The organism is Paramesorhizobium salinisoli (assembly GCF_003335045.1).
Taxonomy (GTDB): domain Bacteria; phylum Pseudomonadota; class Alphaproteobacteria; order Rhizobiales; family Rhizobiaceae; genus Paramesorhizobium; species Paramesorhizobium salinisoli.
This window is the reverse complement of sequence record NZ_QOZG01000004.1, coordinates 315,033-340,947: the sequence shown is the minus strand read 5'-3', so window position 1 is coordinate 340,947 and position 25,915 is coordinate 315,033. Positions and strand designations below refer to the sequence as shown.

The following is a 25,915-nucleotide window of genomic DNA, read 5'->3' as shown; positions in this document are numbered from 1 at the left end:
TAAAGATCGCTCGCGCTCACTTTACCGTGAGACAAGGCGCTACTCATCTCCGCGTCCTTTCTTGTGGAACATCCAAATGAGCCGCATCGCCTTGTTTGCGCCTTTCCACCGTCCGACTATGGTTGCCCTCCCCTCATCAGCACGAGACCGACATGGCAGAAGACATCAAGCGCCTCGCCCCGATCATCGCAGCCGAAATCAACGCACGCCCCGACCAGGCCGCCGCTGCGATCACGCTTCTCGACGAGGGATCGACCGTCCCCTTCGTGGCGCGCTACCGCAAGGAAGCGACCGGCGGGCTTGACGATACGCAATTGCGCCTGCTCGCCGAACGCCTTTCCTATCTGCGCGAGCTTGAAGCGCGGCGCTCCACCATCGTCGATTCCATCCGCTCGCAGGGCAAGCTGACGCCGGAGCTGGAAGCCAAGCTCGCCTCCGTCGCCACCAAGGCGGAGCTTGAGGATATCTACCTGCCTTTTAAGCCGAAGCGTCGCACCCGCGCCGAAATCGCCCGCGAACGCGGGCTTGGACCGCTTGCCGAGGCGGTCCTCGCCGATCGTCGCATCGACCCCGCCGAACTGGCGCGATCCTACGTCACAGACGACGTACCCGACGTGAAGACAGCGCTTGAAGGCGCGCGCGACATCATCGCGGAAGGTTTCGCCGAAAACGCCGATCTCATCGGGCGGCTGCGCAATCATATGAAGGAGCGCGCCTTCCTGCGCTCGCGCGTCGTGGACGGCAAGCAGGAGGCGGGCGCGAAATTCTCCGATTATTTCGACCATGCCGAGCGCTGGGCCACGGTGCCGGGCCACCGCGCGCTCGCCATGCTGCGCGGCCGCAACGAGGATGTGCTGTCGCTTGAAATCGAGGTCGACGCCGACGACACTTCGCCGGTCAAGCCGGTGCAGCGGATGATCGCCGCCGCCTATTCCATCGGCGCCACATTGCCCGGCGACCGCTGGCTGATGGAAGTCGCCGGCTGGACCTGGCGAGTGAAACTATCGCTCCACCTTTCACTCGACCTGATGCGCGAATTGCGCGAGCGCGCCGAAGAAGAAGCAATCCACGTCTTCGCCCGTAATCTGAAGGATCTGCTGCTCGCCGCGCCCGCCGGATCGCGCGCCACCATGGGGCTCGACCCCGGCATCCGCACCGGCGTCAAGGTCGCCGTCGTTGATGGCACCGGAAAGCTTCTCGACACCGCCACCGTCTATCCCTTTCAGCCGCGGAACGATCTGCGCGGTGCGCAAGCCGAAATCGCCAGCCTTGTCCGCAAGCACAAGATCGAACTCATCGCCATCGGCAACGGCACGGGAAGCCGCGAGACGGAGCGCCTCGTCGCCGACATGCTGGCCAACATGCCCGCACCGAAGCCACTGAAAGTCATCGTCTCGGAAGCCGGCGCCTCGGTCTATTCGGCGTCCGAAGCGGCTGCCATGGAATTTCCCGGCCTCGATGTCAGCTTGCGCGGCGCGGTATCGATCGCCCGCCGCCTGCAGGACCCGTTGGCAGAACTCGTCAAGATCGACCCGAAATCGATTGGCGTCGGGCAATATCAGCACGATGTCGACCAATCCCGCCTCGCCCGCGCGCTGGACGCCGTGGTGGAGGACGCCGTGAACGCCGTTGGCGTCGATCTCAACACGGCGTCCGCCTCGCTGCTCGCCCGCGTCTCAGGGCTGGGCCAATCGCTGGCCGAGGCGATCATCGCCCACCGCGACGAAACCGGACCGTTCAAAAGCCGCAAGGATCTCCTGAAAGTCGCGCGCCTTGGCAACCGCACCTTCGAGCAATGCGCCGGCTTTCTGCGCATTCCAAACGGCGCGGAACCGCTTGACGCCTCAGCCGTCCACCCGGAAGCCTATGGCGTGGCGAAGAAGATCGTCGCAGCCTGCGGACGCGATGTGCGCGCGCTAATGAGCGACGGCGCGGCGCTGAAGGCGCTCGACCCGCGCGTTTTCGTCGATGAGCGCTTCGGCCTTCCCACCGTCCGCGACATCATCGCCGAGCTGGAAAAACCCGGACGCGACCCCCGCCCAGGATTCAAGACCGCGACTTTTGCCGACGGCGTCGACGACATCAAGGATCTGAAGCCCGGAATGTTGCTCGAAGGCACGGTGACGAATGTCGCGGCCTTCGGCGCTTTCGTCGATATCGGCGTGCATCAGGACGGCCTCGTCCATGTCTCGCAGCTCGCCGACAAGTTCGTGAAGGACCCGCACGAGGTGGTGAAGGCAGGCGATGTGGTGAAAGTCCGCGTCGTCGAGGTGGATGTCCCCCGCAAGCGCATCAGCCTCACCATGCGCAGGGATGGCGAAGCACCACCGCCACGCGGCAACAATGCCCCGCAGCCGAAGAGCGCACCCCGCGCCTTCAGCCAGAAGCCACAGGAAAAGCCGGCGCAACAAGGTGCGTTCGGCGCAGCCCTCGCCGACGCGATGCGGAAGAAGTAACCGCAGCGCGATCGATCTCCGCATGGCGGCTGTGGCACCGTTGAGGAATGGATCCAGTGACAAGCACTGGGATCCATTCCTCAACCTCTCAGCCAGTCAACGGCACTTCCTTTAGGATAAGTCGGGCTACAACGTCTCCAGCAAATTCTCTTTCAGCGGCGTCTCACCGAACCAGTTGAGCCGGTTGATGCAGATATTGCCCTGATTGATCAGATCGTTCTCGTCGCCGGGGGTGCTGGCATGCGTCCGTCCCCGCGGCACGACCAGCACCGTTTGGCCCGCCTGCTGCGAAACGATCTCCGCAATGGTGCCGATCTTGTCGCGACCGATCCGGGGCTGGTACACAGGTGCAGGCAGCGAAGCCGGAAGGTTGACGCTCAACCAGTGGCCGTCAAGAAACCATGCCTCCCGCGCCTTCCAGAGATTGCGAATGAAGCGCGCAAGGAAATCCGCGTCCTCAGCTGTTGTATGAGGGTTCTTGACCCGTGAAAAACCGATGGCAGGAACGCCCCAGAAAGTCGCTTCGCGGGCGATGCCGAGCGTCCCGGAATAGATGATATCTTCGGCGGCATTGCGCCCGTCATTGATGCCGGCCAGCACCAGATCGGGCTTCGCTTCGCCCTTGAAGAGCCATGTCATCGCCGTCACCACACAATCGGCCGGCGTGCCGGAGCAGGAATAGCGGTTGTCGCCCAGATACTGCATGGTGAGGGGCCTGCCGATGGTGATGGAAGCGCTCGCCGCCGTGCGCTTGCCATCCGGCGCGACAACCCAGACATCGTTTGCGAGCTGACGCGCCACCTCCTCAAGGAGTTTCAGCCCCGGCGCATCGATGCCGTCATCGTTGCAGACAAGAATTCGCATGATTATTGATCTTTCAAATCGATGAAATCGCCGGTTGCAAGATCGGTTCGCAGCCCCGGCAGATGCGGACGCAAATCCTCAAGCGCGCCAAGCAGGCAGGAATGGCCGAGCACCGGCGGCTTGCCCGCATCGCTCCAGATATCGACGAGGCCTGATAGTGTCGGATGCGTCGGCAGCCTGATCCAGTCCGCCCTGCCCTGCCTGTGCAGCGCATGGCCGGACGTTCCCTCGGGAAGATGCCCGGTCAGCAGGATTGGATAGCCCTTTGCGTCGGCCAGAGATATGGCCTCGGCGGAAGGTCCGGCCCGCCCCATGCCGTCATCGGTGAGAAGCGGGCAGGAAGGAAACGGATCGCCATCCCGCCAGTCCTCTGCCCCTGCGACGCGCTGGCGAAGCAGCCTGATGGCATCGGGAAGCAGCATCTCCGCCACAAGCTGCGCTTCAAGCGCCGCACGCATGGCTGCATGAATGGCGAACCGCCCCGGCATGATCGCCATCAGTTCGAGCGAACGCCCCGAGAGGGGTGTCGGCAGGAGGCAGCCATCGGGGCGTGCCTCGATCCATTGCCGAATCGCAGCCGCGCGTTCCCTGCCCGATATCGGATCGGCGCCATAGGACGCATCGAGAATGAGCAGGTCGCATGGCGGCAGCGGGTCCATGACGAAGACATTGCTGTCCGACACCACATCCGCCGAATAGACGACGCGCTGGCCTTTTGCCTCGGCCGCGAACCAGACGCCGCCTGCGACATGACCCGAGCGGCCAGTCGCGATCCTCAATCCTCCGAGATCGATGACATCTCCCGGCTCGAATATCTCCACCGCGCCGGAGGCAAGCGGAAAAGCATCGAGATGCTCCCTCTCGCCATAATGGGCGAGCGTCTCCGGACTTTCTGCCAGCGTTTCCGCCGTCATGAAGATGCGGCCTCGGAAGCCGCGCGACAAAAGCCAGCTCAAACCGCCGACATGATCCTCATGCGCATGCGAGATGAACAGCGCATCCAGCGACCGAATGGCCTCATCATCGATCAGGGGATAATAGTCCCGGCCCGTCGCTCCGACCTTGATCCCCACATCGAGGAGGACGCGTCGTCCGGCGGCTTCGATACCGACGCTGGTGCGGCCCTTCTCGCAGAAGCCGCCATGAAGTCCGACGCGGATCAATGCCCGGCTCCTTCAGCCCGCGGTATGACCCAGCCGGTCCTGATAGCGAGCCGCGCCTCCGCCCCCTCCTCCAGCCTTGCCGGATCGGGCAGGTCGAAATGCAGATCTATATCCGGCCGCTCCACCGGGAACGCCTCGATGCGCGAACCGCCACCGCGATAGATGGAACGCTTCACCCGTATGGCGATCCCGCCGCTCTCCACTACATCGAGATCGTCGGCCCGGACGCAGACCTTTGCGTCACTGCGGGCAACCTCGTCCGGACGGCAGCGCAACACGGTTTCCTGCCCCAGTATTCGCACGTTACAGGAGCCATCGCGCGCGCCCGACAGGACATCGGCAGGCAGCACCATTCCTCCCGCGATGAAGGAGGCGACCATCTCATTTGCCGGTTCCTCATAGAGCGTGCGCGGCGTGGCGAACTGCGCCAATCGGCCATGGTCGAGCACGGCGATCCGGTCCGCCAGCGCCATCGCCTCGGCCTGATCATGGGTGATATAGATGATGGTTGTTCCCGTCCGCTTGTGGAACGCCGCGAACTCGTCCTCCATCGCGGCGCGCAAGTGCACGTCGAGATTGGCGAGCGGCTCGTCGAAGAGCACCAGCGACGGCGCGGCGACGAGGCAGCGCGCCAGCGCCACACGCTGCCGCTGCCCGCCTGAGAGATTGGCCGGACGCCGCTCGCCGAACCCTTGCAGATTGACCAGCGCCAGTGCCTCCTCGACCCGCTTCTCGCGCGCCGCCCTGTCCACCTTCGCCACCTTGAGGCTGTAGCCGACATTCTCCGCTACCGTCATGTGCGGCCATAGCGCGTAATTCTGGAAGACAATCCCAACCCTGCGGTTTTCCGGTGGCACGTTCGCACCCGCGCCGGACATCACCTTGCCGCCGATCACGATCTCACCCTTGTCGAGCTGTTCGAAGCCGGCGACCAGCCGCAGGAGCGTGGTCTTGCCGCATCCCGAGGGGCCGAGCACGGCGACGAATTCCCCGTCCGCCACATCAAGTGAGACATCAGACAGCGCGGTGAAATCGTTAAAGTGCTTGGTGACGTTGTTGATTTTCAATCCCGCCATGGGAGAACTCCGCTGGGAAGATACCGCGCAAATATGTTGGTGGTGAGCATCAGGATGAAAGTGATGGCGACGACGAGCACGGATATGGCCGCCGCATAGGAGGAATCCCCGCCCTGCTCGAAGGAGAAGATCACCACGCCGATGGTTTCCGATCCCGATGCCCAGAGCAGCGCCGATACCGTCAGTTCGGAAAACGCCGTCATGAAAATCAGCACGCCGCCTGCAAGCGTCGCCGGCGCGACCAGCGGAAAGATGATGGTGCGCAACCGCCGCATCAGCCCGGCCCCCGCTACCTGTGCCGCCTCCTCCAGTGCCCGGTCGATCTGGTGCAGCCCCGTGATGGTCGGCCTGAGCGCCAGCACCAGGAAGCGCGCGAGATAGGCGTAAAGAATGATCCAGATCGTGTTGTAGATCTGCAGCCCGATCACCGGCACCGGCTTCAGGAACAGAAGCAGCGAGGCGATGGCGAGCACTACGCCCGGCAAAGCATAAGGGAGTTCTGCCGACAGATTGAGGAACTTCGTCCACCAGCGCTCGCGCCATGTGATGAGATAGCCGAGCGGCACGGCGAGCACTACGGCGAAGATGGCGGCGGCGAGCGAAAGGCCGATGCTGTTGGCGAAGGCGCGGCTTGCGGCGCCATGCTCGAACAGGATGAATTTGAAATTGCCTGATGTCGCCGTCTTGAGGTTGAGCGGCACGCCATAGGCAGGCACCAGCGCTGTCAGGAGAAGACCGAGCAGCGGCAGCACGAGCATCACAAGGATCAGCAGCCACATCGTCGCCTCGACCGCGACCCGCCTGCACCCCAGCGCGAAAGGAGCCGCCGGCATGGAAGTCGAAACGATGCGGTAATCGCGGCGGCGCGCAGTATAATCCTGCGCCAAAATTCCCGCCATGGCGATGATGCCGATCAGCATGGAAAGCACCGCGACTTCCGACAGGACCGAAGGCCCGGCCCCGGCGAGCCGCTGATAGATCAGTGTCGGCAGGACGAGATAGTTGGCCGGGATGCCAAGGAAGGCGGGAATGCCGAAATTACCGACGCAGGAGACGAAGGCCAGCGCCGTTGCTCCGATGATCGAGGGCGTCATCAAGGGCAGGATGATGGTGCGCAGCACGGTCCATTTGCCCGCGCCGCTGCTTAAACCCGCCTCCACCAGTTCGCGTGGCAGCTTGCGTAGGCCGGCGCGCACGATGAGAAAGACCAGCGGCCCATATTGCACGCCGAGCAGCAGGATGATGCCTTCGGTCGAGTAGAGCGGATTGCGGCTGCCGAGCGGTGGCGCTAGGCCGATAAGCTTGAGAAACGGACTCGCCGGCCCGAAAAGCTGCAGCCAGGCAAGTGCCGTTACCTGCGGCGCGATAAGCAGCGGCGCGACGAAAAGCAGAACGAAGGCGCTGCGCAGGCGGATGTCGGTCAGGCTGACCAGAAGCGCCACCGATGTTCCGAGCAGGACAGCCAACAGCGTGCCGCCGATGCCGACCTGAAGCGAGTGCCATGTCGCGATCCATGTGGAGGAACTCGAAAGCGCCGATTGCAGCGCCGACGTCGAAAACCTGCCCTGCGGCGCGATGATCTCCATTCCCAGGCGGAACATCGGCAGGATCGAAAGTGCGGCGACGACGACCGCCACCACCGCAATCAGGGCCGCATCATGGCCCTGATGCCTTTTTGCGTTGGACATTCCGTGGATCCTATCCGCCGAACAGCTCTGAGAACCGCTTCTTGTCCGCGTCCGTCTGCTGCAGGACCTTCTGCGTGTCGATCGGCATGATCTTCACCTCAGTCCCCTCTGGCAGCCAGGCGGGGCGTCCGACGGAAGCCTTCGCAGGGAGATAGCCCTGTTCCAGCGCCAGCTTCTGGCCATCGTCCGACAGGATGAAGTCGACGAACTTCTCGGCACCCGCGGCATTCTTGGCCGTCGCCATGATGGCCACTGGTTCGGTCACGGCGGGAACGCCTTCGGACGGGAACACAAACTCGACCGGCGAGCCCTTGGCCTTGGCATTGAGCGCCATGAAATCGACGAGGATGCCATAAGGCTTCTCGCCGCTCGCTACAGACTTCAGTACCGCGCCGTTGCCGCGCACGCTGACCAGCTCGTTGGCCTTCAGCTTCTCGAAATAGTCCCAGCCGAGATCGGGATTGAGCGCGAAGCCCGAGAGAAGATAGGCGGCGGCACCCGAATAAAGCGGGCTAGGCATGACGATCTGCCCTTTATATTCCGGCTTTGCGAGATCGGCCCAATGCTGTGGCTTCTCGGTGGCAGCCGAATTATAGGCGATGCCCGTGGTGATCAGCTTGCTGCCGAAATAGGTCTTCTCCGGATCGTAGGAATCGGCCGGAAATCCCTCGACATTGGCTTTCTCGTAAGGACGCAGGCGCTTGTCCTTTTTCAGGGCCTCCATTGACACTGCATCTGCGATGAGGAGGACGTCCGGCTGCGGCGCGCCGGCGGCGAATTCTGCTGCAAGCTTGCTCAATATATCGCTCGTGCCGGAGCGATAGACCTGCACGTCGATATCGGGGTTTACCTTGCGGAAGGCCTCGACGGTCTTCGCCGCATCGGCTTCGGGCTGCGATGTATAGAGCGTCAGCGTATCGGCATGCGCAGCGCCGATGGTGAGCGATGCCGCAAGCGCGGCAGGGATGGCGAACATCCCTTTCAGAATGCGTTTCATGCTGGTTCCTCCCAAACGGTTTTTTGATTTTACCTGTCTTGTGTATCCCAGTGAAAGCCGATCCTCCATCGGTCCCGCCGGGGCATGGCTGCATTTTTCTCGTATGGATTTATCATCGATGTTCATTTGTCACCTGTCAAACACATTTGAACAAAATTCTTGCGGACGTGCCAAGACCCGCTTGCCATTCCCTGAGGCACGGAAAGCGAGTGGACATCGATCAACTAGGGGAAATGCGATTCAGTTATATGACATTCGCAAATTTAATTTAGTTGGTGCTATAGGGGGGAAAAAGGAGGACGCATGGAGAGGAAAACACGACAGGCTCAAGGGCCCACCCTGTCCATGGTCTCCTCCAACCTCAAGGTGAAGACGGCCTGGCTTTATTATGTCGAGGGAATGACGCAGGAGCAGATCGCGGAGATGCTCGGGGTTAGCCGGGTAAAGGTGATGCGAACGCTCGCTGCCTGCACCGAGGAAGGCATCGTCGTCACCACCATCAACCGGCAGACGGCAGCCCAGATCGCGCTCGAACGGGCACTGGAAAGCCGTTGGGGCCTCTCCTCGGCGGTCGTCGTCCCGACACCTTCAAGCGAGGAGCATCTGGAAACAGCCATCGGCCACGCCGTTGCGAAATATCTCGGCGAACATATGGTCAGCGGCATGACGCTTGCCATCGGCGGCGGCGCAACGCTTTACGCCAGCCTGAAATTCATCGAGCGCCGCAAGCTCGAAAACGCATCTGTCGTCGCCTTGGTCGGCAGCCTGCCGCACGCCCGCTGGATCAATCCGTCCATCGTCGCCGCGAAAGTCGCGGAAATCTACGGCATAGACAGCTATCAGATAACCGCGCCGGTGATTGTTGACGATCCCCGACTGCGCGATGCGCTCTGGGCCCAGCCGACGCTGGAGGAAGTCAGGAATAACGCCGCCAAAGCGAACATCGCGCTTTTGACCGTCGGAGGCCTCTCGCCGAAAGCCACGATCTTCCGCCATGGCATCGTCTCGGCCGATCTGATCAAGCCGCTTAAAGCCAAGGGTGCGGTCGCCAATATCCTTTGCCACTTCGTCGATGCCGAAGGCAGGCTGGTCGACCACCCCGTCAACAGCCAGGTCATGGCGATCGATCTCGATATCGTCGCCCGCATTCCCAATGTCATCATCGCGGCCGGCGGACCGGACAAGATCGAAGCCATCCGCGCCGCACTCAAGGTGGTCTCGGCAAGCGTCCTCATCACCGACAGCGAAACGGCGAAGGCCCTGACGGCGGAAGCCGAATAAATTCTAGAGAACGCCGCGGCTGCGCAGGAAATCGAGAAGCCCCACATGGGTATGCTTCTCGAACTCGGCCGCCGCTTCGGCAAAGCGCTTGCGCTGGTTGATGAGCATCCGGAACACCTGCTTCATCTCGGATGAAACACCGAAGCGCTCCCAGCGTTCCGCGACATGCGCGGGCAGTTCAAGATCAGTGCAGAACTCCGCGATGTTGCGATAGCCCAGTTCCGCCAGGCTCTGCCTGACCTCCGTCGCCGGCATCCGTTCTTCCACCGCATGATCGTGCAGGCGCTGCGCAACGAGGCGCAGATCGGAGGGCGCGGAATCCATGACCCGGTTGAGGATAGAGCGAACGTCGGAAGGAAAATCTGGCATGGCGCGCTCCTGTAGGAATTAACCTGGACTTGCGCGAGTATACCGGCAGCGCGCGATGCAGACAATCAAATGATCGTGCCTGCCAGATGCGCGATCTGTGAACCCGCCTCGTAATAGGCCTCGCGTAAGCCGCGGAATGTCTGCTCCTGCGGATCGGTGACGGGAAGCGGCAGTTCGGCTTCGCCAAGCTCTCCACTGATATGGCGCGCCAGCACCTGGCCGAAGACCGTGCCCGGCGCGATGCCGCGCCCATTATAGCCGCTGAAGCCGATCACATTCGGCGCAAGGCGATGGAATTTCGGCAAATTGTCGCTGGTCATGCCGATCTTGCCGTACCATCCCGCTTCGAATTCCACCTCGCCTATATCAGGGAAGATGCGAGCGAGCGCCCGTTTTGCCCACATGCGATGCACCGCCGTCCCGGTGCCGCGCAGTGCGCCGACGCTGCCGAAAACCAATCGCCCCTGCCGGTCGAAACGGAACGAGGAAAGGATTTCCTTCGTATCCCATGCGCCCTGCCGCTCCGGCAGGATGACTGCGCGGATATTCCCTGAGAGAGGTTTTGTAGCGAAATTGAAATAGGGCAGGTGCACCAGTTCAGCACGTACCTGCGGCCAGGGCGCTTCGGTATAGGCGTTGGTAGCGACGATGATCCAGTCGGCCGAAACCGAACCTTCTGATGTCCGCACCGACCAGCGCTGTCCGCTCTGTTCAGCCGACATGACAGGACTGCCCGTGAAAATCTCCGCGCCCGCTCCCATCGCCGCACGCGCAAGCCCCCGGACATAGGCGAGCGGTTGGATAGTCCCCGCGCGCAGATCGAGAAGCGACGCGGCGTAAGCCGTCGAGCCGACCTTCCTCGCAGTCTCGTCGGCGTCAAGCAGATGCACCGGCGCACCGCGCTTCGCCCATTGTTCGGCGCGCTGTTCGAGTTCCTTCACGCCAGCCGCGCCGACGCCGCAATGCAATGTGCCGGTGCGCACCGCCTCGCATTCAATTTTATGCTTGGCGATCAGCTCAAACACCAGATCGGGCGCGTGGCACAGAAGCTTGAGCAGCCGGGCACCATAATCCTCGCCAAGCACGCCGGGCAGATCGTCCGGCATCACCCACATGCCGGCATTGACCAGACCGACATTTCGCCCCGAACCGCCGAAGCCGATTTCGGCAGCTTCGAGCACGACCACTTTCGCGCCTTTTTCGGCAAGATGAAGTGCTGTCGAAAGCCCGGTAAAACCGCCACCCACGATGACGACATCAGCATCGCGGTCACCTTGCAGCGATGCCGTTTGCGGCGCTGCGGGCGCTGTCTTTTCCCAGAGACCGTGAGAACGGGGATCATCGAGCATCGGCTTCGCTTTTCACAACGGATTGCTCCGCCAGCCGGGACGGCGACGGAGGGACTTCGACACAGCTTCTCATTCAAAAAACGCCTCCGAAGAAGCGCTATTTCTTCAACAGATCATTCCCGGCCGGAATGAACCACGGAACCAAGCGCCGCCTGATAATCGCTCTTGCCCACCTGCCCGGCAATCCAGCTGCAAAAAGTCTGCGTCAGCGGATTTTCGTGTTTCCCCTCCGGCACCACCAGATAATAGTCATTCTCGGTCTTTAGCAGTCTGTCAAAGACAATGATCAGGCGCTTCTCGCGCAATTCCTGTTCGATCAGATAAAGTGGCAGAAGCGCAAAGCCCATGCCGGCAAGGGTTGCCTCGATCACCATCGAGAACTGGTCGAAGCGATGGCCCCGATAGGCCGACCGCGCCTCGATGCCGCTTCCCTCGAACCACTGCGCCCAGATTTTAGGCCGCGTCGCCAAGTGCAGGAGCGGCTCATCCTCGAGCGCCCCTGGCTCATCGACCGGATGATCCACCAGGAATGATGGGCTCGCCACGGGGACGATCATCTCGCTGCAAAGATAGTTGCAGGTCGCATGCGCCCACACCGGCTGGCCGTAATGGATGGCGAGATCGAATGGCTGCTCGTTGAAATCGAAGACAGCCGAACGCGAGGCGATGTTGAGCGCCACGCCGGGATTGAGCGCAGTGAAATCCGGCAGGCGCGGCATCAGCCAGCGGCTGCCGAAGGTCGGCAGTGTCGCGATCGAGAGTGAGGATGCCGACTGTGCCGAGGCCATGGCGCGCAGCATCGTATCCTCGGCCTGGTTGAGCAGCCGGCGCACCTCGGGCAGAAATTTCCGTCCCGCATCGGAGAGCAATATGCGCTGGCGGATTCGCTCGAAAAGCAACACGCCAAGCTGGCCCTCCAGATCCTTGATTTGGCGGCTCACCGCGCTTTGCGTCAGGTTCAGCTCATGCGCGGCCTGCGTGAAGCTGCCGTGCCGTGCCGCGCATTCGAAGGCCTGCAGCGTGGCTATGTCTGGAATAAGCCTTCGGCTAAGTTTCATTCCTGCCTCGCATCAACATAGTCGAATCCATCGCAATCGCGCCACAAGAGAGACGGATATGATCTGCTTTCTGCATGATATAGCAAGCTCTCCGAGCCGGCTTCATCCATAATGCGAGGCATTTGACCATGAAAAAAGAGAGTTTGGCTTCCGCCGACGATATCCGCTCGGCATTCTCTGCGGCCATGTCCGCCATGTACCGCAAGGAAGTACCCGCCTACGGCACGCTGCTCGACCTCGTGGCGGACGTCAACAACGCGACGCTCGACGCCTCGCCGCAACTGCGGGAGCGACTGGAGCAGACGGATTCGCTCGACCGCATTTCCGAGGAGCGCCACGGCGCAATTCGCCTCGGCACAGCGGAAGAACTTGGCCTGATGCGCCGCGTCTTCGCGGTGATGGGCATGTTCCCTGTGGGCTATTACGATCTGAGCTCCGCCGGCGTTCCGGTCCACTCGACCGCCTTCCGCCCGGTCGGCGATGTGGCGTTGAAGCGCAATCCGTTCCGCGTTTTCACCTCGCTGCTGCGGCTCGATCTCATCGCCGACGAAAGCCTGCGCGGGGAAGCCCAACGCACCCTTGCCGCCCGCCGGATTTTCACCCCCGGCGCGATCGCGCTCTTCGAGAAGGCGGAGGCGCAAGGCGGACTAGACACGCAGGACGCGGCACAATTCGTCGCAGAAGTGCTGGAAACCTTCCGCTGGCATGACCGCGCCAATGTCAGCGCCGAACTTTACCGCCGCCTGCACGACGCACACCGCCTCATCGCCGACGTGGTGTCGTTCAAGGGCCCACACATCAATCATTTGACCCCACGCACACTCGATATTGACGCCGTACAGCGGCTGATGCCCGAGCGTGGCATCGCGCCAAAAGCCGTCGTCGAAGGCCCGCCGACGCGCAAATGCCCGATCCTCCTGCGCCAGACCTCTTTCAAGGCGCTGGAGGAGCAGGTCTCGTTCATCGACGACGATGGCGCGTGGAAGCCAGGTTCCCACACGGCCCGCTTCGGCGAGATCGAACAGCGCGGCATTGCGCTCACGCCGAAAGGTCGCGCGCTTTACGACAGCCTGCTCGACGAGACGCGCAAGCATGTCCGTCCGGCAGCCGATGGCTCCAACGCCGTCGAATATGAAAAGGCGCTTCAAGACGTTTTCCACGCCTTCCCCGACGATTGGGCGGAAATCCGGGCTCAGGGCCTTGGCTATTTCGCCTATTCGGTTGCGCCGGATGCAAAGGCAAAAAGCCTGTCCGATACGGATGATGTGGAAGCACTCATCGCAGCAGGCGCGATATGCTTTGATCCGATCACCTATGAGGACTTCCTGCCGGTCAGCGCAGCAGGTATATTCCAGTCCAATCTGGGTGACGATCAGGCACAGGAATTCGTCGAAAGCCCCAACCAGAAGCGGTTCGAGAGCGATCTCGGCGCCCAAGTGCTGAACGAGTTTGAGCACTATGCCCGTATCGAGCGCGAATCAGCCGAAGCTGCACTCCGCGCGCTGAGGGCAACCGAACCGGCGGAATGACGTGCCGGGCATCGAATTCCCATCTATGATAGAAACAGACCAAATGGCCGCCGCTGGCTTGGCCGGGTAGAACAATCGAACAGGAAGAGACGGAACCATGGACACCCCAGTCAACAAGATCGATGTGAAGCGCGAGACCGCGGCGCTTCTGGAGAAGCTCGGCGTCGAGGCATCGGCCTATATCTCCGGGGACCTCGCCTCGTTTACGCCGGTAACCGGCGATCAGATCGCCAGCCTCAAGACGCATTCCACCGCCGATGCGGAAAAGATCATCGACAAGGCTGATGAAGCTTTCCGAAAATGGCGGCTGGTGCCTGCGCCAAAGCGCGGCGAGCTTGTGCGCCTGCTCGGCGAGGAACTGCGCGCCGCCAAGGCTGACCTCGGCCGTCTCGTTTCCATCGAAGCGGGCAAGATCCCGTCCGAAGGTCTCGGCGAAGTGCAGGAAATGATCGATATCTGTGATTTCGCCGTCGGTCTTTCCCGCCAGCTCTACGGCCTTACCATCGCTACCGAACGGCCAGGCCACCGCATGATGGAAACCTGGCATCCGCTGGGCGTCGTCGGCGTGATCTCCGCCTTCAATTTCCCCGTCGCCGTCTGGTCGTGGAACGCCGCGCTGGCTCTGGTCTGCGGCAATGCGGTGGTGTGGAAGCCATCGGAAAAGACGCCGCTCGCCGCGCTCGCCTGCAATGCGATCTTCGCGCGTGCGGCAAAGAAATTCGGCGATGCGCCGGAAGGCCTGTCACAGGTGCTGATCGGCGATCGCGCCATCGGCGAAGTGCTGGTCGACAGCCCCAAGGTTCCGCTCGTCTCGGCCACCGGCTCCACCCGCATGGGTCGCGAGGTCGGCCCGCGTCTGGCAAAGCGCTTTGCCCGCTCTATCCTTGAACTGGGCGGCAACAATGCCGGCATCGTCTGCCCCTCCGCCGACCTCGACATGGCCCTTCGCGCAATCGCCTTCGGCGCCATGGGCACGGCAGGGCAGCGCTGCACGACCCTGCGTCGCCTCTTCGTGCATGAAAGCGTCTATGACGCATTGGTGCCCCGCCTGAAGAAGGCTTACACCAGTGTTTCCGTCGGCAGCCCGCTGGAAACGAGCGCGCTCGTCGGTCCGCTGATCGACAAGCCCGCTTTCGAGCACATGCAAAAGGCGCTGAAGGAAGCCGCAAACAATGGCGGCGCCATCACCGGCGGCGAGCGGGTCGATACCGGTCAAGCGAATGCCTATTACGTGAAGCCCGCCCTCGTCGAAATGCCGAAGCAGGTTGCGCCGGTGACGGAGGAGACCTTCGCGCCGATCCTTTACGTCATGAAGTACAGCGATTTCGACGAGGCATTGCGTGATCACAATGCGGTCGGCGCCGGCCTGTCCTCGTCGATCTTCACGCTCGATCTGCAGGAAGCCGAGCGTTTCCTTAGCGTCGATGGTTCGGATTGCGGCATCGCCAATGTCAATATCGGCACGTCTGGCGCGGAAATCGGCGGTGCGTTCGGCGGCGAGAAGGAAACCGGCGGCGGACGCGAGTCTGGTTCCGATGCCTGGAAGGCCTATATGCGCCGCGCCACGAACACCGTCAATTATTCGAAGGCCCTGCCGCTGGCGCAGGGCGTTTCGTTCGACATCGAATAAGAACGAAACCGGGAAAGCATCATCATGCTTTCCCGGTTCTCACCCCGTTCCAGATCCGCGTTTGCGAAGCGCCGCGATGACTTCCCCCAGCACGGCCACAGCAATTTCTGCGGGACTGGCAGCGCCGATATCGAGGCCGATCGGCGCGCGAATGCGCCCGATCTGTTCATCCGATAATCCCGTCGCTTTCAGCCGCTCAATGCGCGCCGCATGCGTCTTGCGGCTGCCCAGCGCCCCGACATAGAAGCAGTCGGCCAGGATCGCCTGCCGCAGGGGATAATCGTCGATCTTCGGATCATGAGTAAGTGCTGCAAGCGCCGTAAACGCATCGAGCGGACGCGCTTCCAGCATATCTTCCGGCCATTCCGCGTAAAGCCGCACATCAGGGAAGCGCTCCCCGGTCGCAAAGGCCGCGCGCGGGTCGATGATCTCCATATCATAACCGGCAATCTTGGCCATCGACGCTAGCGCCTGGCTGATATGCACAGCCCCGATCACCACTAGGCGCGGCGGCGGCAGATGGACATTGAGGAAGAATTTGCGCCCGCCCGTCTCAACGACGCGGGATTTTCCCGAGCGAAATGCATCCTCTACGGCGACGGCAAGCCCCTCCTCGACCGTATTGCCCGGCGCGATCACGCGCTCGCCTCCCCCGGTGAGATCGGTGAGCAGCAGCACCGCACGGCGCGCATCGCGAGCAGCGTTGAACGCCCTGAGGCTGCTTATATCCATCAGCCGACCCGCTCCACATAGACGCTGATCCGGCCACCGCAGGAGAGCCCCACGCGCCATGCGGTCTCGTCGGCAACGCCGAATTCAAGGAGGCGCGGCTTGCCATCGGCGATCACGTCCATCGCCTCGGCAATGACCGCACCCTCGACGCACCCACCCGATACCGAGCCGTGAAAATTTCCCTCGCCGTCGATCACCAGATGGCTGCCCACCGGACGCGGCGCCGATCCCCAGGTCTCGATCACCGTAGCAATGGCAACCGTCCGCCCTCCCTCGATCCATCGCTCTGCGACATCCGCCGGGTCGGAGATGTCATCGGACGAAAATATGTTCTGCATGGCGTCTTCCATAGGGCAAGTTCCGGATGATCTAACGATATCAAATTCCGGACCGCAACCGAAACTCGCGTTACCTCCGGGTGAGAATGAAACCCAGCCTGCGGATCCAGCCAATGCTGCCGGTGGCGAAAACCTCGGCAATGGCTTAAGATGAGTCATGGATCTGCTACGGAAAATTGTCGGAGAATGGTCAGGATACCGGCGCGTCGTTCTTTCACGTGCGGTCCTCTCCATTGCCCTGATATTCCTCGGCCTGCTGCTGTCGACATTGCCGAACAACGCCCAGACTGGCCGCACCGCGCTGGTCTTCCACCTCAACGGCATCATCGGTCCCGCCGCATCCGACTACATCACGCGTGGCTTGAAGATGGCGGCGGATCGCAATGCATCGCTCGCCATCATCGAGATGGACACGCCCGGCGGCCTCGACACATCGATGCGCGACATCATCCGCGTTATTCTGGCCTCGCCCGTACCCGTCGCAACCTATGTCGCTCCAAGCGGCGCGAGGGCAGCGAGCGCAGGCACCTATATCCTCTATGCCAGCCATATAGCCGCAATGGCGCCGGGCACCAATCTCGGCGCGGCGACACCGGTCCAGATCGGCGGCGGCACGCCCTTCCCCGACGGTGAACAACAGAAGGATCAGAACGCCGAAAAGAAGCCGGCCAACGCGATGGAGGCAAAGGCGGTCAACGACGCCGTGGCCTATATCCGCTCCCTCGCCGAATTGCGCGGGCGCAATATCGCTTGGGCCGAAAAGGCGGTGCGCGAAGCGGCGAGCCTTCCCGCCAGCGCCGCGCTCAGCGAACATGTCATCGATATCGTCGCGCCAAACCTGGATGATCTTCTCGCGCAGACCAATGGCCGCACGGTCGAAGTTGGCGGAAACCGCGTCACGCTCGACACGACAGGCCTGGCGCTGGAGCATGTCGAGCCGGACTGGCGTACCAAATTGCTGACGGTCATAACCAATCCAAATGTCGCACTGATCCTGATGATGATCGGAATCTACGGCCTCATTTTCGAGTTCATGACTCCAGGCGCATTCTTTCCGGGCACTATCGGCGCAATCTGCCTGCTGATCGGCCTTTATGCGCTCGCAATCCTGCCTGTTAACCTCGCGGGCCTCGGCCTCATTCTTCTCGGCCTTGCACTGATGGCAGCCGAGATATTCACCCCATCCTTCGGCGCTCTCGGTATCGGCGGGGCGCTGTCCTTCATATTCGGCGCCACGATTCTGATAGATACGGAAGTCCCGGGCCTCCATCTGTCATGGCCTGTGGTTGGCGGTGTCGCGCTGACAAGCCTGGCGCTTTCGCTGTTGGTCGCGCGCATGGCGATCTCCTCGCACAAACGGCCTGTCGCCACGGGCGCTGAGCAGATGATCGGCGCGCCCGCCGAAATATTGGACTGGCAAGACAATGCAGGCCATGTCCTCGCCCATGGCGAACGGTGGGCTGCTGTCTCCGGCACGCCATTCGAAAAAGGGCAAAAGGCTTACGTCGCCGGCATCGATGGGCTCGTCCTCAAGGTCGAGCCCCATAGGCTGGAAAATAATCAGGCCCGAAAATAGCTGGGATAGCGCCGGCAAATCTGCTTATCCTGTTATAACGTCGCCGATGGAGGATCTTCCGATGTTCGACAATATTGCCTTTATTGCACCCATCGTCATTATCCTGCTGGTCTTTCTCGCCAAGGCCATCAAGATTTTGCGGGAGTATGAGCGGGCAGTGGTGTTTACGCTTGGCCGCTTCACTGGCGTCAAAGGCCCCGGCCTGATCATCCTGATCCCCTTCATCCAGCAGATGATCCGCGTTGATCTCAGGACGCTGGTGCTCGACGTACCGAGCCAGGACGTGATTTCGCGAGACAACGTTTCTGTCCGCGTCAATGCCGTGATCTACTTCCGTGTCATCGATCCCGAACGCGCGACGATTCAGGTTGAAGACTTCATGGCGGCGACGAGCCAGTTGGCCCAGACCACGTTGCGTTCGGTCTTGGGCAAGCACGATCTCGACGAGATGCTGGCCGAGCGCGACAAGCTGAACAGCGACATCCAGGAAATCCTCGATGCCCAGACCGACGCATGGGGCATCAAGGTCGCCAATGTCGAGATCAAGCATGTGGATATCAATGAATCCATGATCCGCGCCATAGCCCGCCAGGCCGAGGCGGAGCGTGAACGCCGCGCCAAGATCATCAATGCCGAGGGCGAGGAGCAGGCAGCGCAGAAGCTGCTGGAAGCGGCCAACATCCTGAGCCAGCGGCCGGAAGCGATGCAATTGCGCTATCTCAGCACCCTCAACGTCATCGCCGGAGAGAAAACCTCGACCATCATCTTCCCCTTTCCGATGGAACTTGGAGAGTTTTTGAAGACGGCGGCGGCTTCCCCGGCCAAGCCCTCAACCAACAAATAGTAGTCTGCAAAATAGCGTAATTCAGGGAAGGCCGAGATGACCGAGACATTCGTGATCGCGCAGGGCGGCGGGCCGACGGCCGTCATAAACCAGACTTTGGCCGGGGTGGTCCTGGAAGCGCGGCGCCGCTATCCCGGCGCCCGCGTACTTGGCGCCCGCCATGGTGTGCGCGGTATCCGTGACAGCGACTTCGTCGATCTTATGGCTCTAGCGGACGAGGAGCTGAAACGCATAGGTGCAACACCCAGCGCAGCACTGGGAAGCACCCGCGACAAGCCGGATCAAGCCTATTGCGAAAAGATCCTGAAGGGCCTGCGCCAGGCTGGTACGACTGCATTCGTCTATATCGGCGGCAACGACACGGCCGGAACCCAGCAGATCCTGGCTGAAGCTGCCGGCGGCGACATCGCCTTCGTCCATGCGCCCAAGACGATAGACAATGATCTCGTTGAAAACGACCACACACCGGGCTTCATATCCGCCGCCGAATTCGTGGCGGGCGCGTTTCTCAGCGTCGATCTCGATTTTCGTGCCCTCCCGGGCGTTTATGTGGGCATCGTCATGGGTCGGCACGCCGGCTTTCTAACTGCCGCCGCAGCCGCATGGCGGCAGGATGAGGAAAGCGGTCCGCATCTCGTCTATGTGCCCGAGCGGGCCTTCTCGGCGACACGGTTCATTGACGATGTCAGCGCTGTCGTAAGTCGCCATGGCCGTTGCGTCGTGGCCATGTCGGAAGGCGTTTCGACGGATGATGGCCGCGCGCTCGTGGAAACGCTGGTGCCTGCGGACAAGGTCGAGCGCGACGCCCATGGCAACATCCAGCTTTCCGGTGGCGATCTCGGAATGGCGGTGGAGCGGCTCCTGAAGGATGGCCTGCCCCGCACCCGTTCCCGCGTCGATACCTTCGGCTACCTGCCGCGCGGCAATATAGGCATGATCAACCCGACGGATGCGCGCGAGGCCTTCGAGGCCGGTGTCTTCGCTGTCGAGGCAGCGGCACGCGGCGGCGGCTCGGTCGCCTTGCAATACGAAAATGGCGCAACGGTTCCGCGGCTCGTCCCCCTCGCCGATGTCGCCGGCAAGACCCGCCATATGCCCGACGATTTCCTTCTGCCGGATGCCAACCAGGTTTCGTCGCAAGGCATGGCCTATATGGAGCGATTGCTGCCTCGGCGCTTCGATCCCGCAAAGCCGTTTGTCTGAGCCGTTTACGGCTCTGCTATCCTGCCATCGACCAGGTGGATGCGGCGATCCATCCGTGCCGCCATCTCAACATCATGGGTCACGGCGATCACGGTCTTGTTGCGTTCGCGCACCAGCGCTTCCAGAATATGGAAAACCTGCTCGGAGCTTTTGGTATCGAGGCTGCCCGTGGGCTCGTCGGCCAGCACGATCGGCGGATCGTTGGCAAGCGAGCGGGCAACGGCAACACGCTGGCGCTGCCCGCCGGAGAGCTGGTCCGGCCGCTTGTCGAGGTGCCCTGCAAGCCCCAGCGATTCCAGTAGTTCCGTTGCTCTTTCCCGCATCTGCAGCCGCGACAGCCGGCCCAGCTTGCGCATCGGGATTTCGACATTCTCCCGCACCGTGAACTCCGGCAGCAGGAAATGGAACTGGAAGACGAAGCCCAGCATCGCAAGACGCGTCCTTGCCCGCTCCTCTTCGTCCATCGGCCCGCAATCGCGCCCGCCTATTTTCAGCATGCCGCTTGTCGGCTTATCGAGAAGGCCGAGCAGATACAGAAGCGATGATTTTCCCGAGCCGGAGGGGCCGGTGACCGCGACGAATTCTCTCTCGCCGACCGACAGCGAAACATCGCTGATCAGCGTGACCGGAACGATCGCCGGCAGCACCCGCGTGAGATCTACAGCTTCGATCAGCGTGTTCATGTCGCACCCCGGATGATATCGACAGGATTGAGCTTCGCCGCCCGGCGGGCGGGCAGATAGCCAGCAACCGCAGCCGAGACGAGCGCGAAGGCCGCCGCCAGGAGATAATGCAGGAAGCTCCAGGCGATCGGCAGCCGCGTCATTTCCTGTCCGGTGGTGGCGAGTTCGAAACGCACCTGCGACAGCGCATAAACAAGCGAGAAGCCGAGAAGCCAGCCGAGAAGCGATCCCGCCGCGCCGATGGCGAGGCCCTCGATCAGGAACAGCCGCCGCATATCCCCTTCCGCAAAGCCGAGTGACTTCATGATGGCGATGTCGCGCGCTTTTTCGTGAGTGATGGTGGAGATGATGTTGAAAATACCGAAGCCGGCAACAAGCATAATTGCGGCGACCACCGTGTACATGATGACATTGCGGATCACGAGCGCCTCCAGGATGGATTCATTCGCCTCCTGCCAGGCCATGGCCTTGTAGCCGAGTTCGGCCTCGACCCGTTTCGCCACCGCAGGCGCCGCATCGGGATCGGCGAGCTTGATCCTGATCTCGTTGATCGCGTTCGCCCTCTCGCCCAGGATCTGCGCATTCTTCAAAAGCACATAGGCCTCGCCTTCATCGCGTGCCGTGGTGCCTGTGTGAAAAAGCCCGGCGATCGTGAAATTGCGCGACAGGCCGGTGGACGATACCGCCGTTATCGTGTCGCCGAGCCCGGCGCCCAGACGCGACGCCATGGTGTCGCCGATCAGGACGTTGTTGCCGCCCGCCTTCAACCTGTCGAAGCTGCCCTGGACGAAATCGCCGACGATCGGCGACACGCCCCGTTCCGCATCGGGTTCCACGCCGATGATCGAGGCCCCGACATCACGGCTGGAATAGCGAATGACGCCCTGCGTCTTCAGGCTCTCCGCCACATGGCCTGGCACCCATCCCCGGAGCCATGCCAGCGCTGCCGTCGGGTTGATGATGCCGCGCCGGTCCTCTCGTGGCCGCAGACCGGAAATGGCAACCGTTCCAAAAACCTCTTCCGCCGGCTGGCGTGGCGGTGTGCGCCGCTCATCGGTGACCTGAACATGCGGCATGGTATTGACCAGTTGCTCGACGAAATCGTCCTGGCCGCCCTGCATCAGCGCCGCCATGGCGATCGAAAAGCCCACTCCCACCGCCACGCCGAGGATCGCCACCAGGGTCTGGCGTCCCCGTCCGACGATATGGGTGAAGGCGATATCGAGGATGAGCCGCATCTCATCTCACTCCGCAGTCAATGTCACGCGCGCGCCCTCTTCCACATCCTCAGGAAAGGGAGAAATGACGCGCGTATCGGCGGCGAGGCCCGAGAGGATTTCAACCTCCTGCAGACCGCGAATGCCGATATCGAGTTTCCGCCGCACGGCCCGGTCATTTTCGACGACATAGACTTCCTCGCCGCGCAGCGCGAGCGACGGCACCAGCAACGCATTCTCGGAGACGCGGACAACGATATTGACGTCGGCCGACATGCCGATCATCAGCGGTGTATCGTCGGGCAGCCGGAAACGAACCCGATAGGTCTTGGTGACAGGATCGCCTTTTGGCGTGATGCTGTCGACAACCGCTTCCAGATTGCGATCCGGGAATGCATCGGAACGCAACAGCGCCCGCTGGCCCACCTCGACGCGTGGAATATCCTCCTCGTTGACATCCGCCACGACGAGAAGCGGCCTTGGCTGCCCCACCCAGAACAGAACGGTTCCCGGGTCGGCGATCTCGCCCACCTCGGCATCACGGCGCAGCACAACGCCCTTCGCCGGCGCACGCAGCACATAGCTCTCCAGCCTTGCCTTCTGCCCGGCCACCAGCGCTTCGAGCTGCGCGACCTCGCTGCCCGCCCGGTCGAGCGATTGCTGGCTCGCGGCATTGCGGCTGGCTAGCACCGAAAAACGTCGATGCTCCTCCCGCGATAGGCTTAGGCGCGCCTCGAGTTCGCGCAATGCCGATTCCGCCTCGCTGGCGTCAAGACGAGCAAGCACCGCGCCCTTTGCGACCTCCTTGCCTTCACAATCGCATTCTTCGACAATGCGCTCGCGTATAAGCGCCGTTACCTTCGCCCAGTTGCGCGGTTCAACCACCCCACTGGCATAGACGATCTCGGCTGCATCTCCGTGCTTCGGCGTGATCGTCGTGACGTATGTCGGCCGCTGCATATACCAGAAGCCGAGACCACCAAGCGCCAGCACAAGGGCGACGACAATCAATATCCGAAACATCCGCATCATGTCTCTCCAACGACCGAAAGTCGGGCCGCGAAGGGTGGACTATAGCAATAGACCGACGGTCGGTCTATAATGGAAAATATTCGATCGCCTGCCGGCGCGGGTAGCGCAAATGTGCGTTCTCAGCACCTTTCCGGCCCGGTATGGATGCGGTTAGGATTTTGAGGGACTGCCCATGATTCGTGTCATCAAGACACCTGAGGTGCGACTGGCCGAACTTCTGGACTGCGCCCAGCGGCTGTTCTTCAGCCGCGGCTATGACAACACGACCATCAACGACATCATCGGTGACGCCGGGATATCCAAGGGCGCATTCTACCATTATTTTGCGTCGAAGGAGGCGCTTCTGGAAGCCCTCGCCGCCCGCATGGCGCGCGACAGCGTGCGGGAGCTCCAGCCACTTCTGGAGAATCCGGAACTCGACGCCATCGGCCGCCTCAACGCGCTCTTTGGCGGTGCACGCCGCATGAAGGTCGAGATGGCGCCCCATATCCGCAACACGTTCGACGTGATCTTCCGCCCCGAGAACGTCGTTCTTTTCCACCGGATCGATCGCGCGGTGACGGCTGTCGTCGCACCCATTCTCACCGGGATTTTGGCCGAAGGCACCGAACAGGGCATTCTGGATGCTCCAGATCCCAAGGCTGTTGCTGAAATGCTGCTACAGTTCCGCCTGAGCATGGGCCCGGTGATGCACGAGGCGATGCAACAGGCCAAGGACGGCAATATCGATGAAGCCGCAAACATGCTGGAAGAGCGTATGCGCCTCTACGGCCTCGCCATCGACCGCGTGCTCAAGCTGCCTGACGGAACCATCGAGATGGCCGAAAAAGGCTTCGCGCGGGCTCTTCTCGACGCCAACTGATGTCCAGAGGAAAACAGAGGTGTGAATGGTGCCCCTGGCCGGAATCGAACCAGCACTCCTTGCGGAACTCGATTTTGAGAGACCGGATATGCCCTATCCTTTGTGTATCCGGCAGTATCCGTTTTCCCGATAACCGATTGTCAGCACTAGCTTTTTTCGGTTCTCAGATCACACATACCTAGCCGGACGTACGCTACGGTTGGCTTTCTAGGTGCACCTATGTTGCACCTGAAATCCGACCTCAACGGAGGTTAGGAATGCCCAAAATCAAACTCACAAAGACCGCTGTCGACGCCGCAACCCCGCAGGAGCGCGATTACGAACTCCGGGATACGACGATACCCGGGTTCCTTGTCAAGGTCACGCCGGCCGGCCGCAAGATTTTCATGGTCGCCTATGTCGCCCGCAATGGACAGCGCCGGAAGCCCGCTATCGGCCGCTACGGCGAGATCACCGTCGAGCAGGCCCGAGGGATCGCCCAGGACTGGCTGGCCGAGGTTCGGCGAGGCGTCGACCCCAGTGTCGAGCGGGCCACCGCCCGGCAGGCGCCTACGGTCAAAGAACTCTTCGACCGGTTCATCACCGACTACTCGGAGAGTCGTAACAAGCCGTCCACCGTGGAGTCGAACCGTGGCTACGGAAGGCGCTACATCATTCCGGTGCTCGGCCAACTGAAGGTGCCCGACGTCACGCGCGCCGACATCTCGAACCTGATGAAGAAGATGTCGAAGAAGCCGACCAACGCGAACCGCGTCCTCGCGGCCGTGCGTAAGATGTTCAATATGGCCGAGGTCTGGGGCATGCGCCCCGACGGGTCCAATCCCTGTCGCCACGTCCCGAAGTACCCGGAACGGGGAAAGACTCGGTTGATCACCGACAGCGAGATGAAGAAGCTCTTCGCGTACCTCGCGCGCGCCGAGGCGGAGGGGCTTGAACATCCCTTCATCCTCCTCGCGATCCGGCTCCAGTTCGAATTCGCCGCGCGCATGTCCGAGATCCTCCAGCTCGAATGGTCGTGGATCGATTACGACAATCGGCGCGTCGTCTGGCCCGACAGCAAGACCGGTGGCATGTCCAAGCCCATGAGCGCCGAAGCGCAGCGGCTCTTGGAGACCGCGCCGGTCCTTGAGGAATCGCCGTCCGTCTTCGATCCCAACCTGCCGATGTCGAAGCACACTTATTACCAAGGCTGGCGGCGGATTCTTGAGCGTGCCGGGCTGCCGCATACCGGAACGCATGGCATTCGGCATCGCTCGGCGACCGACATCGCCAACTCCGGCGTGCCGGTGAAGGTCGGCATGGCGCTCACCGCCCACAAGACGGTGACCATGTTCATGAAGTACGTGCACACCGAGGACGATCCGGTGCGCGCTGCGGCGGAGGCGGTGAACCAGCGACGGCAGGCTTTGCTTGGCCACTCGGCGAGTCTGCCTCCCACGCCTATGCCGGCGCCGGTTATGGACGTGCCTTCCGTGGCACCCGAAGTCGAGGCGATCGCGCCGGTGCTGACGGCGGCCGGCAAGCCCCTCGGCTACGAGGACGGCCAGTATGCCTCGCGCACCAAGCTCGGAAACTATCGACCGTTCCGTCATCGCTCCGGGGAAAACCGCGGCGTCCCTCCCGGCACCAAACGCGACGAGACAAAGGAGGCGAGCCATGCGTGAGGACGCCAACCAACAGCGCCGGTGGCCTACGGCGGACATCCTGCGCCGCGCCAGGTTCGTTGATGACGCTGGGCCGATCCGCTTCGTCGATACCGAGGCGGCAGCTCGCTACCTCGCTTTGGAAGCGCACACCCTTGAATGCTACCGCTCACTCGGCGGCGGACCGATTTTCCATAAGTTCGGGAAATGGGTCCGCTACGCGGTCGATGATCTCGATGCATGGGCCGAGAGCTGCCGTCGCGCGACCACCGCATCGCCGGCCGCTCCGCGCGTCCTTCCCATTGACCGAACATAGCCCGGAGGC

The 25,915-nt window shown here is 62.0% G+C and carries 23 protein-coding genes; 10 read left to right on the top strand and 13 right to left on the bottom strand.

Features of this window, described 5'->3' with window-relative positions:
• The first annotated feature begins 152 nt into the window (after window positions 1–152).
• Window positions 153–2,456: a Tex family protein gene (locus DUT91_RS11360; RefSeq protein WP_114440500.1), complete on the top strand. Its 2,304-nt coding sequence runs from the start codon at window positions 153–155 to the stop codon at window positions 2,454–2,456.
• Window positions 2,457–2,582: 126 nt separating this feature from the next.
• On the opposite strand, the gene DUT91_RS11355 is transcribed toward DUT91_RS11360, so the two are convergent.
• From DUT91_RS11355 to DUT91_RS11335, 5 genes are read right to left on the bottom strand one after another with little or no spacing between them, the layout of a single operon-like run.
• The gene (locus tag DUT91_RS11355; RefSeq protein WP_114440499.1) at window positions 2,583–3,320 is read right to left on the bottom strand and encodes a 5'/3'-nucleotidase SurE; all 738 of its coding nucleotides are present in this window, start codon (window positions 3,318–3,320) and stop codon (window positions 2,583–2,585) included.
• Between the two features lie 2 nt (window positions 3,321–3,322).
• Entirely contained in the window at window positions 3,323–4,483 is a 1,161-nt protein-coding gene (locus tag DUT91_RS11350) for an MBL fold metallo-hydrolase (protein WP_342634450.1), read from the bottom strand.
• Window positions 4,480–5,559, bottom strand: coding sequence for an ABC transporter ATP-binding protein (locus DUT91_RS11345; RefSeq protein WP_114440498.1), 1,080 nt, complete (start codon window positions 5,557–5,559; stop codon window positions 4,480–4,482). The genes DUT91_RS11350 and DUT91_RS11345 overlap by 4 nt, the downstream gene beginning before the upstream one ends.
• Window positions 5,547–7,247: an ABC transporter permease gene (locus DUT91_RS11340; protein ID WP_114440497.1), complete on the bottom strand. Its 1,701-nt coding sequence runs from the start codon at window positions 7,245–7,247 to the stop codon at window positions 5,547–5,549. Before DUT91_RS11340 ends, DUT91_RS11345 begins: the two co-directional genes overlap by 13 nt.
• 10 nt (window positions 7,248–7,257) lie before the next feature.
• Complete coding sequence (locus DUT91_RS11335; RefSeq protein WP_114440496.1) at window positions 7,258–8,244, bottom strand: ABC transporter substrate-binding protein; 987 nt, start codon at window positions 8,242–8,244, stop codon at window positions 7,258–7,260.
• Between the two features lie 303 nt (window positions 8,245–8,547).
• Between DUT91_RS11335 and DUT91_RS11330 the strand changes: the two genes are divergently transcribed.
• Entirely contained in the window at window positions 8,548–9,525 is a 978-nt protein-coding gene (locus tag DUT91_RS11330; RefSeq protein WP_114440495.1) for a sugar-binding transcriptional regulator, read from the top strand.
• 3 nt (window positions 9,526–9,528) lie between these two features.
• Here DUT91_RS11330 and DUT91_RS11325 read toward each other — a convergent pair whose 3' ends face one another.
• The 3 genes from DUT91_RS11325 to DUT91_RS11315 all read right to left on the bottom strand — a co-directional run bounded on the left by DUT91_RS11325 (window position 9,529) and on the right by DUT91_RS11315 (window position 12,301).
• Window positions 9,529–9,894, bottom strand: a complete 366-nt coding sequence (locus DUT91_RS11325; protein ID WP_114440494.1) for a hypothetical protein — start codon at window positions 9,892–9,894, stop codon at window positions 9,529–9,531.
• Between the two features lie 65 nt (window positions 9,895–9,959).
• Window positions 9,960–11,243, bottom strand: coding sequence for an NAD(P)/FAD-dependent oxidoreductase (locus DUT91_RS11320; protein ID WP_114440493.1), 1,284 nt, complete (start codon window positions 11,241–11,243; stop codon window positions 9,960–9,962).
• 113 nt (window positions 11,244–11,356) lie between these two features.
• Window positions 11,357–12,301: a LysR family transcriptional regulator gene (locus DUT91_RS11315; RefSeq protein WP_114440492.1), complete on the bottom strand. Its 945-nt coding sequence runs from the start codon at window positions 12,299–12,301 to the stop codon at window positions 11,357–11,359.
• A gap of 128 nt (window positions 12,302–12,429) precedes the next feature.
• On the opposite strand from DUT91_RS11315, the gene hglS reads away from it, so the two are divergent.
• Window positions 12,430–13,830, top strand: coding sequence for a 2-oxoadipate dioxygenase/decarboxylase HglS (gene hglS / locus DUT91_RS11310; protein WP_114440491.1), 1,401 nt, complete (start codon window positions 12,430–12,432; stop codon window positions 13,828–13,830).
• A 97-nt stretch (window positions 13,831–13,927) separates the two neighbouring features.
• A complete protein-coding gene (gene amaB, locus DUT91_RS11305) occupies window positions 13,928–15,460 on the top strand; it encodes an L-piperidine-6-carboxylate dehydrogenase (protein WP_114440490.1) in 1,533 nt (510 codons plus the stop codon).
• 39 nt (window positions 15,461–15,499) lie between these two features.
• On the opposite strand, the gene DUT91_RS11300 is transcribed toward amaB, so the two are convergent.
• Window positions 15,500–16,192 (bottom strand): XdhC family protein, encoded by a 693-nt coding sequence (locus tag DUT91_RS11300; RefSeq protein ID WP_114440489.1) that lies wholly within the window; start codon window positions 16,190–16,192, stop codon window positions 15,500–15,502.
• Window positions 16,192–16,530: an XdhC family protein gene (locus DUT91_RS11295; protein ID WP_114440690.1), complete on the bottom strand. Its 339-nt coding sequence runs from the start codon at window positions 16,528–16,530 to the stop codon at window positions 16,192–16,194. Before DUT91_RS11295 ends, DUT91_RS11300 begins: the two co-directional genes overlap by 1 nt.
• Before the next feature lie 157 nt (window positions 16,531–16,687).
• Here DUT91_RS11295 and DUT91_RS11290 point away from each other — a divergent pair, with 157 nt between their 5' ends.
• The 3 genes from DUT91_RS11290 (at window position 16,688) to DUT91_RS11280 (ending at window position 20,153) form a co-directional block, all read left to right on the top strand.
• A complete protein-coding gene (locus DUT91_RS11290; protein ID WP_114440488.1) occupies window positions 16,688–18,106 on the top strand; it encodes an NfeD family protein in 1,419 nt (472 codons plus the stop codon).
• Window positions 18,107–18,167: 61 nt separating this feature from the next.
• Window positions 18,168–18,950 carry a slipin family protein gene (locus DUT91_RS11285; protein ID WP_245419682.1) on the top strand — a complete coding sequence of 261 codons (783 nt, stop codon included), beginning with the start codon at window positions 18,168–18,170 and terminating at the stop codon, window positions 18,948–18,950.
• A 36-nt stretch (window positions 18,951–18,986) separates the two neighbouring features.
• The gene (locus DUT91_RS11280) at window positions 18,987–20,153 is read left to right on the top strand and encodes a diphosphate--fructose-6-phosphate 1-phosphotransferase (RefSeq protein ID WP_114440486.1); all 1,167 of its coding nucleotides are present in this window, start codon (window positions 18,987–18,989) and stop codon (window positions 20,151–20,153) included.
• 5 nt (window positions 20,154–20,158) lie between these two features.
• Here the strand turns inward: DUT91_RS11280 and DUT91_RS11275 are convergent, their stop codons facing one another.
• Genes DUT91_RS11275 through DUT91_RS11265 form a run of 3 tightly spaced genes read right to left on the bottom strand, consistent with a single transcriptional unit; the run spans window position 20,159 to window position 23,082 of the window.
• Window positions 20,159–20,836 carry an ABC transporter ATP-binding protein gene (locus tag DUT91_RS11275; protein WP_114440485.1) on the bottom strand — a complete coding sequence of 226 codons (678 nt, stop codon included), beginning with the start codon at window positions 20,834–20,836 and terminating at the stop codon, window positions 20,159–20,161.
• Entirely contained in the window at window positions 20,833–22,074 is a 1,242-nt protein-coding gene (locus DUT91_RS11270; RefSeq protein WP_114440484.1) for an ABC transporter permease, read from the bottom strand. Before DUT91_RS11270 ends, DUT91_RS11275 begins: the two co-directional genes overlap by 4 nt.
• A 6-nt stretch (window positions 22,075–22,080) precedes the next feature.
• Window positions 22,081–23,082 (bottom strand): efflux RND transporter periplasmic adaptor subunit, encoded by a 1,002-nt coding sequence (locus DUT91_RS11265; RefSeq protein ID WP_200834955.1) that lies wholly within the window; start codon window positions 23,080–23,082, stop codon window positions 22,081–22,083.
• Window positions 23,083–23,257: 175 nt separating this feature from the next.
• Between DUT91_RS11265 and DUT91_RS11260 the strand changes: the two genes are divergently transcribed.
• From DUT91_RS11260 to DUT91_RS11250, 3 genes are all read left to right on the top strand, one after another.
• Window positions 23,258–23,947 carry a TetR/AcrR family transcriptional regulator gene (locus DUT91_RS11260; protein WP_114440482.1) on the top strand — a complete coding sequence of 230 codons (690 nt, stop codon included), beginning with the start codon at window positions 23,258–23,260 and terminating at the stop codon, window positions 23,945–23,947.
• A 257-nt stretch (window positions 23,948–24,204) separates the two neighbouring features.
• Complete coding sequence (locus DUT91_RS11255; RefSeq protein ID WP_114440481.1) at window positions 24,205–25,611, top strand: tyrosine-type recombinase/integrase; 1,407 nt, start codon at window positions 24,205–24,207, stop codon at window positions 25,609–25,611.
• Window positions 25,604–25,906, top strand: a complete 303-nt coding sequence (locus tag DUT91_RS11250) for a MerR family transcriptional regulator (RefSeq protein ID WP_114440480.1) — start codon at window positions 25,604–25,606, stop codon at window positions 25,904–25,906. The genes DUT91_RS11255 and DUT91_RS11250 overlap by 8 nt, the downstream gene beginning before the upstream one ends.
• Window positions 25,907–25,915: the final 9 nt, after the last annotated feature.